Source organism: Sphingomonas parapaucimobilis NBRC 15100 (genome assembly GCF_000787715.1).
In the GTDB taxonomy this organism is placed as follows: Bacteria; Pseudomonadota; Alphaproteobacteria; order Sphingomonadales; family Sphingomonadaceae; genus Sphingomonas; species Sphingomonas parapaucimobilis.
This window is the reverse complement of sequence record NZ_BBPI01000068.1, coordinates 19,698-31,734: the sequence shown is the minus strand read 5'-3', so window position 1 is coordinate 31,734 and position 12,037 is coordinate 19,698. Positions and strand designations below refer to the sequence as shown.

The window sequence follows — 12,037 nt, the reverse complement described above, 5'->3', positions numbered from 1 at the left end:
TCCCATGCCCCTATAAAGTCAGGGCGGGGTAACCCCCGCCCTGATCCGATAGCCTTGCGGCGATCAGTTGGTCTTCAGCTCGACCGTATAGGAGAATTTGTCACCCGTTTCCTTGATCGTGAACTCATAGCGCAGGTTGACGCTCTGCCCCCTTGTGAAATCGGACTCGAGGCTGAAATTGACCGTCTGTCCGTTCGCTATCACCGTGCCGTTTTGCAGGCCTGCAAAGGAGGCCGCCACCCTCGAACCCGTGGTCAGGTTGACCGCCGTCAGATTCTGGATGGTGAAGTTGCCGCCATTGGCAACGAACCGGAACTTGTCGACGGTGACGGTGGTCGCGCAGCCCGACCCCGTGCAGGTCTGCGACTTCTGCATCGATGCGGAGCTGGTATAAGGCAGCTTCAGCAGCTCATTGGAGAAGATGTCGACGCGGTACAGCGACAGGGTCGGCGCCACCGCGGTGATCGCCACCGTGACGGGAGCACTGTCGACAATGCCGTCATTGACGACCAGCGTGGCGACATAGGTCCCCGCCTTGTCGGCGACGAAGTTGGTGACCGCCTGCGCGTTCGTCGACAGGGCCGCGCTGCTTCCGGCAGGCTTTGACGTCAGGTTCCAGTCATATTTCAGCGTGTCGCCATTGGCGTCGCTGCTGCCGCGTCCGTCCAGCGTGACCGTCGCCCCGGTCAGGACATTCTGGTCCTTTCCTGCATTGGCAACCGGCGCGGCGTTCGCCCGGCTCGACGTGATCGTCACGCTGTCGGCCACGCTTTTCAGCGCGCCGTCGCTGACGATCAGCGACAGGACATAATTGCCCGCGACATCGGCCGTGAAGGTCGGCTTTGCGGCCGTGGCGGACGACAGGACCGCCGCGCTGCCCGAAGGACGGGCATCCATGGTCCACTGATAAGTGAGGGCATCGCCATTGGCATCGCTGCTGGCGCTGCCGTCGAGCGTGACCAGCGTGCCGTTTTTGACGTTCTGATCCGGTCCCGCATTGGCCACGGGTGCCGCATTGGCAACGGTTGCGGTGATCGTGACATCGACAGGCGCGCTGTCGACCTTGCCGTCGTTCACGATCAAGGTCGCGATATAGGTCCCGGCGACATCGGCCGTGAAGGTCGGCTTTGCGTCCGTCGCGGACGACAGGACCGCGGCGCTGCCCGACGGGCGCGACTTGAGTGCCCATTTATACGTCAAGGCGTCGCCATTGGCATCGACGCTGCCGCTGGCATCGAGTGTGACGGACGTTTTGGTCAGAACATTCTGATTGGCGCCGGGATTGGCGACCGGAACCGTGTTGGTCGGGGCCGGTGTCGATGTGGCGCTTGGCGTCGGAGTGGGTGTGGGCACGGTTATTACGGGTATGTTTCCGTTGTTCGAACCCCCTTCACCCCCGCATCCTGCGAGCATCGCAGTTAATGTTATACTCCCGGCTAAGAAAAACGTTTTCCATTTCGGCATATATATTATTCCCCCTGTAAAGGCTGTCCCTCATCTGCCCCATAGGGGACGTCGCATCGTACGTATAGTCTGGATGCTGACGATCTGAACAATGTCCATATCAGAGGAAATTCGGAGCCATAACAATATAGCTTTTTACCATAATGGATGCCGGTGGGACTGCATGACAGGGTATTTGTCGCTTGACGATATTTGTACCTTTTCAAGGCGTTCATCGCAAAAATCATTGCGGATGGGGTATCGAGCGCTGAGCTATGCTTGTGCGGCGCTTGGCAGGCTGATCTTCCCGCCGCCTGCCGGATGCAAGGCGAGCGGTATCTGGCGCCCCCGACCATGTCGAATACGTCACGATAGGGTATCGTTTTTACCGAAGGTTATGCTATCGGGGCCGAATTATGGGCGGGAATTCCGGGCGATATCGGTTTTGTACAGGGCGTGAGGCGCTTTGCGCGTCCTGACCTTCCTGCATAGTTTCGAGCCCGGCGGGGTCGAGCGGATCGCGTTGCGCCTGGTGCGGCGCTGGCGGGAGAGTGGTGTCGATGCGCCGCTGTTCCTGGGGCGGGCCGACGGCGCGATGACCCGTGATGTCGGTGCCGATCTGGACTTCGTCAGCCCCCGCCGGCGCTGGCCGGGGATCGCGCATTGGGAGACGATCTGGATGATCGCCACTCTGCCGCGCGTCGTGCGCGCACTGCGCCCCGACATCCTGTTTTGTGCGGGCAATACCTATGCCGTCGTCGCGGTTATGCTGAAGCTGATACTGGGGCGCGATTGTCCGCCGATCATCGCCAAGATCAGCAACAATCTCGATCGTGTCGATGCGTCCTGGCTTTACCGGGTCTTCTACCGGATATGGCTGCGCATCCAGGGGCTGGCGATCGACCATTTCGTTGGCATGGAAAAGCCGATGCGCGCGGAGATCGTGCAATGCGTCGGCGTGTCGCCCGCGCGCGTCGCGATCATCCCCGACCCGGCCCTGTCCGAGGGGCATATCCTGTCCTTGCGCGAGCCGGCGAGTGATCGACCAGGTGGCCCAGGCCGCCGCTTCGTCACCATAGCGCGGCTGGCGGCGCAGAAGAACCTGGCGCTGATGTTGCGCGGTTTTGCCCGTGGCAGCGCGCCCGACGACACGCTGACCGTGTTCGGTGAGGGGCCGGAGCGTGCGGCACTGGAGGGGCTGGCTGCCTCGCTGGGGATCGGCGACCGGGTCGATTTCCGGGGCTATGTCACCAATCCGGCGGGACTTCTGTCAGGATACGACACGCTGCTGCTATCCTCGCATTATGAGGGGGTGCCCGCGGTCATCCTGGAGGGGCTGGCCGCCAATATCGGCATCGTCGCCACCGATTGCAGCCGCTCGATGGGCGCGCTGTTGCAGCACGGCGCGCTGGGCACTTTGGTCCCGGTCGGCGACGAGGCAGGCTTTGCCGCCGCGATCGCAGCCGCCCAGCCCCGGACCCAGGATGCCCGCCGCACGCTGCATCAGGCGCGGCGCTTCACCATCGAGTACGGCGCGGACCATTATATCCGGGTGATGCACAGCGTCCTGCGCCGTCGCGCGGCCTTGATTTCCGGCCCCGCCCCGCTCGTCGCCGAGCCGGTTGCCCCACAGCTTTGACCGACACGGGGGCGGCGCTCGCCTTTCCTCACGTCGGCCGCAGCGTCTCCAGCATGGCGTGGAACCGGGGTTAGAGCGCAGCCATGTCGACAGGCAATATCGGGGGGCCTTGTCCCTCACCGGGCAGCGCTCCACGAGTCACCACATGATTGGGAGCGATCCCCGATACATTGGGGGGCACCGTCAGCACCAGCATTGACCGGTCGGACCTTCCCTCGGGCAAAGGATATCCACGCCCTGCATTCTGCTCATGACCGCGTTCCCGCCGGTGGCCAGCGGCCTTTCCTGACGAGTTCCAGCACCTCGTCGCTCTTGGGCGGCGGAAAGGGATAGCCACGGGCCTTCAGCTTGGCGATCACGCGCAGCCGGGCCTGGTCCTCGTTCGAACCGGGGACGACCCGACTGGTTTCGGTCTGCTGGGCGGCGGTGATGCCGAATTGATCATATGCCCAGATATCGGCGCCATGATCGATCAGCACCTCGACCATGCCCCATTGCATCGTCTCGGCCGCCGCGATCATCGGCGTGCTTTGATTAGCCGGGTCGCGCTCGTTCAGGCCAATGCCTTGTTCCGCCAACCGCCGGACCTCGTCCGGTTTGGAGTGCATCACAGCCCCCAGCATGGGCTGGACCCCGGCCTTATTGCTCGCCATACCCTCTCCCGAACACCCCGTTGTCAGTATGATCGAGATCATCACCGCATGATGCCGCATCACTCCCTATCCGCATCCGTTCGTGACAAGATCCAATGCGACACCGCCCTGTCCAAGCTGAAGCGCAAGGATCACCTGGTCCATAAGGTGAAGATGGATCACGCGTATGGCGGCATATTGCCCGCCCCCTGATAAAAGTTCCGCATCCAGTCGGCGCCGCTCGTCGTGCCTTTGAAAGCGACCATGGGTACGCCCGTGGCAGGATCGATGGATGTTCCAGCATGGCCTCCGTCACACGCAGCCGTTGCAAATCTTCGGGCGCAGCGTTGCGATAGCCGGGCGGCGGGGTGCATTCGCCGAGGGGCATAGGCCGCCCGCGCGGCCTGTGCCTCGCCGAACAGGCTCTGGCTGACACTGTGGCCGACCGGATCGCCCACTCTGACGGCGGCATTCATGCTCATCGCAGGCGCTTCTTCCTATCGGCCATTTTAGGGGCGTGATCCTTCCATGCAATCAATATGCGGAGGAAAATCTCTATTTCGTCGTCAGTTATGGCGTCACGATTGAAGGTCTTTGTTCTTTCGGAATTCAGTCCTGCCGAAACACGGCACTTGCCGCGTTTTCAGCCTTAATTGTGACATGATCGCCACAGTATAAAAAAATTCACGTCGGCGATGGGAGTGGCTTGACGATGCGTTTCAAGGGGAGGGCGCGCCTGCATACGAGTGCGGCGTGGACGGCGATCGTCCTGGGTCTGGCGATGCCGGTTGGCATTTACGCGCAGGAGGCCCCGCCCTCCGAACCGCCCTCCCCCGAAGTCACCGTCACCGGCAAGCGCATCCCCGGCTCGGTCATCGGCGCGGTCGCGCCGGTTGCGGTGCTGGATGCCCAAGCGCTGGAGGCACTGGGCGCGACGAACCTGGCCGATCTGCTGAAGAAGGTGAAGGCACTGACCAGTTCGTCGGGCGGGGGCGAGCCGGTGATGCTGCTCAACGGGCGGCGCGTCTCGGGTTTCGCCGAGTTCCAGTCGCTGCCCTATGAGGCGATGGAGCGGATCGAGGTCCTGCCCGAACAGGAGGCGGCACGCTTCGGCTATCCGCCCAATGTCCGGGTGATGAACTTCATCACCAAGAAGACATTCCGCGCGGTCACGGTCCATCTCCTGCCCGGCGTGACGACCGAGGGCGGGGGCGGCACCCGATATAGCGAAGTCACCTCGGCGCGGATCGACGGGCCGCGCCGCCTGAGCTTCAACGTCTCGCATCTACGGCAAAATCCGGTGTCGCAGAGCCAGCGCGCCATCGTGCCCGATCCCGACACGCTGTTCGCGACCACCGGCAATGTGACGGGGGTGAACGGCGCCAGCGTGAACCCGCGGCTCGATATGCTGGCGGGTCGGAGCATCACGCTGGCGGGCGTGCCGGTCGATCCGGCCGCGCGGGGGACGCTCGCGGCTTATGGGAACAGCCCGGCCGGGGTCACCGATCTCGGCCCCTATCGCACGCTCCAGCCGCTCACCGACACGATCCATAGCGAAGCGAGCATCGCCTCGCCGCTGACCAAGACGGTGTCGGGCTCGCTGATGGTCTCGATGGAGGCGATCCAGACCAGGGGGCTGAACGGTCTGGCTCCCGCGCTGCTGCGCGTACCCGGTGGGCTGGGGAATTTCCCCTTCGCCAACGACACGCTGCTCTATCGCTATCTGCCCGACAGCGTGTTGCGCCAGCGGACGACCAGCATGGCGCTGCACGCGGGCGGCACGCTGACCGGCGATGTCCGGCGCTGGAGCTGGGCGATCACCGGCAATTACGACCGGATGGTGTCGCGCAGCACGTCCGAGATCGGGGTTCCGCTGGAGGCGCTTCAAGCGTCGATCGCGGCGGGCGGCGACCCTATGGCAGCGATCGATCCCGTCACCGCCGCGCGGCGCGACCGGAACCGCAGCCGGGTGGTGTCCGACACGATCGGGGTCAAGGCGACCGCCAACGGCCCCCTCGTCCGCATGCCCGCGGGCGAGGCGATGCTGACCGTCACCACCGATTATTCGCGGATCGACAGCGAAGCGCGCTCCAACCTGTCGCTCCCCACCGACGGGATCGGGCGCACGATGCGCGGGGCCAGCGTCAACGCCAATGTGCCGATCGCCTCGGCGCGCGAGGGCTCGCTGGGTTTTCTGGGGGAGATGCAGCTGAACGCCATGGCGGGCGTGTCGCAGGTGTCGGACTTCGGACGGCTGAACACCTCCAATCTCGGCCTGAACTGGACCCCGTTCCGCCCGGTCCAGCTCAACGCCTCGATCAATGTCGCGCAGGCCGCGCCCGCCGTCACCCAGTTGGTCGCGCCGGTCCTAGCGACGCCCAACACGCCCTTTTTCGACTATGTTACCGGGCGCAGCACGCTCGTCACCGCCATCTTCGGGGGCAATCCCGACCTGGCGCCGGAAAAGCGGCGGGTCACGACGCTGGGCATCGCGGTTCAGCCGATCAAGGACAAGGAGATCCGGCTCAGCACCGATTATGTCGACACGCGGATCGCCAACCAGGCGGCCTCGCTGGGCGGGGCGACCCCGGCGTTCCAGCGGGTCTTTCCCGATCTGTTCGTGCGCGATGCGCTCGGCCAGTTGGTCAGCGTCGACCTGCGCCCGGTCAACCTGGCGTTCGAGCGCGAGCGCAAGCTGCGCCTGACCATCAACGCGCAACTGACATTGGGCAAGACCCCGCCGCCCCCTCTCCCGCCCTCGCCCGGCACGGACGCCAAGGCCGCACCCCCGCCCCCTCCACCCAAGCCGCGCCCCTCCCTATGGCTGTCGGCGACGACCAATTACCGGCTGGAGGATCGGCTGACCCTGCGAAGACCCGGCCCGGCCGTCGACCTGCTCGACGGCGCGACGCTCAGCGGCACGGGCGGGCGGCCGCGCTGGGACGTCGATCTGAACGGCCATTTCTCCTACGGCCTGTTCAATCTGGGGGTTTACGGTCGCCTGCAGGGGCCGACCCGCATCCGCAGCGACATCGCCGCCTCCGACCTGCGCTTTTCGGGGCGGACCTGGCTGGTCCTCTACAGCTTCGTGCGCATGGAGAAGGTCATCAAGAAACCCTGGGCCAAGGGACTGAATGTCGATTTCGCGGTCGAGAATCTGCTGAACGACCGAATCAACGTCACCGACCGCAACGGCCAGACCCCCAACCGCTTCCAGCCCGCCTATATCGATCCGCTCGGCCGCTCGGTCCGCGTGGGGGTGCGGAAACTGTTTTGAGGACTGCGAAGAGCACAGGATCGAACGGCATGGATAGGGACATGGGGCACGCGGACAGGCCGGGCATCCAGGATGATGTGGATGCCGTGTCCGATGGCCCCGAACCGACAGACGAGCAACGCGCCCAGGCCCGGCCGTTTGCCGAGGTCTTTCCCGGTTTCATCTAGAGAACGCCTTCGGCCGTCAGATGACAAAATCCGTTGGAAATTTAGGCATTCAATGCGAGTGCAGCGAAGCAATGACGGGGTAAGCGGTTACGCTGGGCGAGCCCTTCCTGAACGGCAGCGAACAACCGCGTTCAGCCTCCTGAAGCACAGGTCGTTATAAATCTGTGTCATGCCCGGTGGTGGGCATGGAGGGACCAGTCATGAAAGTGACGCGTATTGTTGTCGCCGGGCTCGCGATCGCAACGCTGGGCTTCAGTGCCAATGCCAGTGCGCAGGAATGGGGTCCGCCCCCGCCTCCACCGCCTCCGGGCTGGGGACCTCCGCCGCCACCGCCGCCGCCCGCACCGCCCCCTCCCCCGCCGCGCTGGGGTGGGTACGAGGGAGGCTATGGCTGGCGCGATGCGGGCTATGGATATCGGCCCTATCATCGGCCGTACCGCCCCTATCGCCACTGCTGGACCGAATATCGCGGCTGGGAGCGGGTGCGGATCTGTCGGTGATGGAAAACCGGGCGTGAGCGAAGCTGCGCCCCTCCCCTTCAGGGAGGGGTTGGGGTGGGGCCTCTCTACCGGGCGATACGCTTGTGGAACCGCCCCACCCCTGAAGGGGAGGAGTGTATCGATTGGAAGGCCGCCCGCTCCGCGGGGGGCCGATCGGTCAGTCCGACCCGAAAATGTCGCGGGTGAACAGCTTTTCCGCGACATCGGCCAGTTCAGCATCGTTGCGGTTGGCGATGATCACGTCGCTATCATGCTTGAATGCTGCGAGATCGCGGTAGACCTTCGAGCCGAAGAAGCTGTCCTCGGCCAGGCTGGGCTCGAAGACGACGACTTCGATCCCCTTGGCCTTGATCCGCTTCATGATGCCCTGGATAGAGGACTGGCGGAAATTGTCCGAACCCGCCTTCATCGTCAGGCGGAAGATGCCGACGCGTTTGGGCTTCTTGGCGATGATCCGGTCGGCCAGGAAATCCTTGCGGGTCCGATTGGCGTCGACGATCGCGCGGATCAGATTCTGCGGCACGCTCGTGTAATTGGCGAGCAGCTGCTTGGTGTCCTTGGGCAGGCAATAGCCGCCATAACCGAAGCTGGGATTGTTGTAGTGCGTGCCAATGCGCGGATCGAGGCCGACGCCCTCGATGATCTGGCGCGTGTCCATGTCGCCGGCGATCGCATAGCTGTCGAGTTCGTTGAAGAAGGCGACGCGCATCGCGAGATAGGTGTTGGCGAACAGCTTGATCGCTTCGGCCTCGCGGGTACCGGTGAACAGAACGGGAATGTCCTGCTTCTCCGCGCCCTGGACCAGCAGGTCGGCAAAGATGCGCGCCCGCTCCGACTGTTCGCCGACGATGATCCGGGAGGGGTGGAGATTGTCGTAGAGCGCGCGGCCCTCGCGCAGGAATTCGGGACTGAAGACGACTTGGCTCGTGTCCAGCCGCGCGCGAACATCGTCGATGAAGCCGACCGGGATGGTCGATTTGACGACCACGGTGGCTTGCGGCGCGTGGGTCTTGGCGAGGGTGATGACCGCCTCGACCGAGGAGGTATTGAAACTGTCGGTGTCGACATCGTAATTGGTCGGCGTGGCGACGATCACGTAATCTGCGCCCGCCAGCGCGTGCGGAGCGTCGGTCGTCGCCGTCAGGTCCAGCGTGCGGCCGGTCAGGAAATCCTGCAATTCGGCATCGATGATCGGCGAGGTACGCGCATTGACCATCGCCACGCGCTCGGCCGAAATGTCGACCGCGACGACGCGGTTATGCTGGGCGAGCAGCACCGCATTGGACATTCCGACATAGCCGAGGCCGAAAACAGCGATCTTCATTCTACATCCCCGGATGGGCAGGCCGCATCGGTCCGTCCGTCAGCCTGTATTTGCGACATGTCCCTAGCGCCATGCACAAGCGGCGCGGCAATCGCAAATGCCGTGGCGGGGGTCGGACGGCAAGCGCCCCGTCCAGCCCCCCCCTACCCCATCCTTACAGCTTGACCCGCACACCCCCGAACAGGGTGTAGCCGAATTTTTCATATTCATAGGTCCGGAACCGTTCGCCGAAATAGCGCACACCCGGCGTGTTGGTCAGGTTCTTGCCCTCGGCGAACAGGTTGATGCCGTGCGCCAGCTGCACGCTGCCCGTCACGTCGAGCTGGCCGCGACCCTCCCAATACAGGTCGAGCGCGGGGTTGTCGGCGTTGATCTCGTCCAGATAGTCCGAACGCTTGGTATAGGCGACCCGGACATTGACCGGCCCGCGCTCGTAGAAGACGCTGGCGTTCCACATATGCGTCGACTGGCCCGGCAGCGCGAAGCGGCTGCGCCCGCCATAGGCCCCGTCGAACGTCGCGTGGCCTTGCGTATAGGTATAGTTGGCGAACACGCCCAGGCCGCTCAGCACGCCCGGCAGGAAGTTCAGATGCTGCTGCCAGTTCAGCTCGACACCGTACAGCTCGCCCTTGCGCGCATTGATCGGACGGCTAAGGATCGCACCGCCCACGCCGTTATACACGCCGACCGTGTTCAGCGTGTAGCGATAGTCGGACAGGTCCTTGTAGAAGCCGTTGACCGAGATCACGCCCAGCGGCCGGATGTAATATTCCAGGCCCGCATCAACATTGTTCGACAGGGTCGGCTTCAGGTCTGGATTGCCGAACTCGACACGCACCGTATTGCCCTCGGACGTCTCCAGCACGCGCGGCGCGATCTGCGGGAAATTGGGGCGGTTGATCGCGCGACTGAGCGCTCCGCGCAGGATCAGGTTGGGCGTGAAGGCTTGGCGCAGCGTCAGGTTGGGGAAGAAGTCGGCATAGCCGTTATGCCCGCGCGCCGTCGTCACCGCGCCGGTGCGCGAGACGCTGGGCGCCTGACTCTCGAAATCGGTGGTTTCGACGCGCAACCCCGCGATCAGGGTCGTGCCGTCCTTGACGTACTTCGCCATGCCGAACAGGCCAAGAATCTTCTCCTCGGCGGTGTAGTCGGCGGTCAGCGACTGCGGCAGGCGGCGTTCCGAGGCGGCCTTGGTCGCGTCGAAATAGGCGTCGGCCAGCCCGGTGTCGAAACGCTTGCCCAGATCGTAACCGAAGTTGCGCGAGTCCTGGTCGGACAACAGCCCCGCCAGGCTCTGCGAGGGTGCGGCCGAGGCGCGGCGGTCGCGGAAGCGCTCTTCATCGGCATTGATATGCCGCTCGCGATATTTGCCGCCGCCCGAAACGGTGACGAAATCGCCCAGCGGCATGTCCGAACGCACCGCCAGCGTCAGTTCGTCATTCTTGGTCGTGTTCGACCGATAGGCGTTCTCGCGGAACCCATAGGTGCCGAGCTGGAGATGCTCCTTGGTCGTGAACAGCGAATAGCTGGGCAGGTCGGCATCGCTGAAATCATAGGACAAAGTTGGCCGCAGCGTGGAGCGGAACAACAGCTCGTCCCGGCGCGGATAGGTTTGCGAGCTTTCGCTATAGGCCACGTCCGCGCGGATCGTGCCCTCGCCCAACCGCTGCTCGATGCCAGCGGTCGCCGACCAGATCTCGTTTACCTGCTTGCGGTGGCGGACCTGCTTTTCGATACGGGTGTTGCGGTACGTCGCGGTGCGGTCGGTCGATCCGGCCAGCAGCGTGCCGTCGCTCCACAATATGCCGATCCGGTCGCGGAATTCGTCATCCTCGAACCGGGCATAGGTGCCGCGCACCCAGGCATGGGTCCGGTCGGACGGGCGCCACTCGAACGCGCCCGTCCCTGCGATCCGCTGGCGCTTGGTGTCGTAATCCTTGAACAGCGTCTCGGTGACCCGAAGCCCGGCGGGCGTCTGGCTCCAGGTGTTCTCGACATTGTCGGGGCGGCGATGGGTCATCGAATAGCTGCCCGAGAAGAGCAGGCCGAACTGGCGGTCCGGGCCGAACGTGTCGCTGACCGCAGCGGATCCGCGATAGTCATGGCCTTTGCCGTACTGGTTGTAGCTGGCCCCCGCCATGCCGGTCAGCGCAAAGCCCTTGCGGTCGAAGGGCGAGCGGGTGGTGATGTTGACGGCGCCCGCGATCGAGTCCGCATCCTGATAGGGCAGCAGCGACTTGGTGACTTCCAGGTTCGCGACGATGTCCGACGGCAGCGTATCCAGGTCGACCGCGCGCGTCGTCGGGTCGACCGAGGGGATCTGGATGCCGTCGACCGACACCGCCGACCATTCGCTCGGCGCACCGCGCACGTTGATATAGCGTCCCTCGCCCTGGTCGCGCTCGATGCCGACGCCGGGGGCACGCTGGAGCGCCTCGGCGATGTTGGGATCGGGAAAGCGACCGATCGCATCCGACGAGATGATGGTGACGGTGTTGTCGGCGGTCCGCTGCTGGTTGAGTGCGCGCGCGGTGTTGTCGAGCAGCGAGGCGCCGGTGACGACGATATCGCCCGGCTCGCCGCTGGCGGCGGGCAGCGTCAGCGAGACCGGGCGACCCCGCTCGGCCGCGGGCACGATGCGGGTGACGGGCGGGCGACCGAGATAATCAACCAGCAGCGTAATGTCGCCAGCCGCTTCGGGCGTGACGATGCTGAACTCGCCCTGGAGATTGGTGGTGGCTTGCGCCCCCGTTCCCTCGACCACCACCTGTGCGCCGGGCAGCGCGACGCCGTTCGCGTCATAGATGCGCCCCGACAGGATCGGCCCCGCAGCGGGCGCGCCCGCCGTCGCGCTCGCATCGCTCATGGCGGCGAGCGCAGGGCTTGCGGCAAAGCCCAATGCGATGAGAGAGGCCCCCGCGAGACCGCGGATGCCGGAACGAATGGCGTGCATGTTGCTTCCCCTGGGCGCTTGGTCGTGCCGACACCCCCCCGGCGCCGGTCGTTCCCGCTCCCGTGGCCGGGGTTTGTTACGAAGCGATGTTACGGCGATGAC

Annotated in this window: 8 protein-coding genes; 3 read left to right on the top strand and 5 right to left on the bottom strand. The window is 64.6% G+C overall.

The annotated features are described in order from the left end of the window. Positions 1-63 precede the first annotated feature (63 nt). A complete protein-coding gene (locus SP5_RS11690; protein WP_052811519.1) occupies positions 64-1,353 on the bottom strand; it encodes a PKD domain-containing protein in 1,290 nt (429 codons plus the stop codon). A gap of 556 nt (positions 1,354-1,909) precedes the next feature. Here SP5_RS11690 and SP5_RS11685 point away from each other — a divergent pair. After that, positions 1,910-3,082, top strand: coding sequence for a glycosyltransferase (locus SP5_RS11685; protein WP_042488757.1), 1,173 nt, complete (start codon positions 1,910-1,912; stop codon positions 3,080-3,082). Positions 3,083-3,330: 248 nt separating this feature from the next. Here the strand turns inward: SP5_RS11685 and SP5_RS11680 are convergent, their stop codons facing one another. Together SP5_RS11680 and SP5_RS19145 are read right to left on the bottom strand one after the other, a co-directional pair. Further along, positions 3,331-3,735 carry an ankyrin repeat domain-containing protein gene (locus SP5_RS11680; RefSeq protein ID WP_042488754.1) on the bottom strand — a complete coding sequence of 135 codons (405 nt, stop codon included), beginning with the start codon at positions 3,733-3,735 and terminating at the stop codon, positions 3,331-3,333. A gap of 158 nt (positions 3,736-3,893) precedes the next feature. Then, on the bottom strand, positions 3,894-4,196 hold the full coding sequence (locus SP5_RS19145) for a hypothetical protein (RefSeq protein WP_157013693.1): 303 nt from the start codon (positions 4,194-4,196) through the stop codon (positions 3,894-3,896). Between the two features lie 230 nt (positions 4,197-4,426). On the opposite strand from SP5_RS19145, the gene SP5_RS11675 reads away from it, so the two are divergent. Next, entirely contained in the window at positions 4,427-6,991 is a 2,565-nt protein-coding gene (locus tag SP5_RS11675; RefSeq protein WP_052811518.1) for a TonB-dependent receptor domain-containing protein, read from the top strand. 373 nt (positions 6,992-7,364) lie between these two features. Continuing rightward, the gene (locus tag SP5_RS18795) at positions 7,365-7,658 is read left to right on the top strand and encodes a hypothetical protein (protein WP_167334705.1); all 294 of its coding nucleotides are present in this window, start codon (positions 7,365-7,367) and stop codon (positions 7,656-7,658) included. 157 nt (positions 7,659-7,815) lie between these two features. Here the strand turns inward: SP5_RS18795 and SP5_RS11670 are convergent, their stop codons facing one another. Both SP5_RS11670 and SP5_RS11665 read right to left on the bottom strand, forming a co-directional pair. Next, on the bottom strand, positions 7,816-8,982 hold the full coding sequence (locus tag SP5_RS11670; protein WP_042488751.1) for a nucleotide sugar dehydrogenase: 1,167 nt from the start codon (positions 8,980-8,982) through the stop codon (positions 7,816-7,818). A gap of 154 nt (positions 8,983-9,136) precedes the next feature. After that, a complete protein-coding gene (locus tag SP5_RS11665) occupies positions 9,137-11,935 on the bottom strand; it encodes a TonB-dependent receptor (protein ID WP_217995697.1) in 2,799 nt (932 codons plus the stop codon). Between the last annotated feature and the right edge of the window lie 102 nt (positions 11,936-12,037).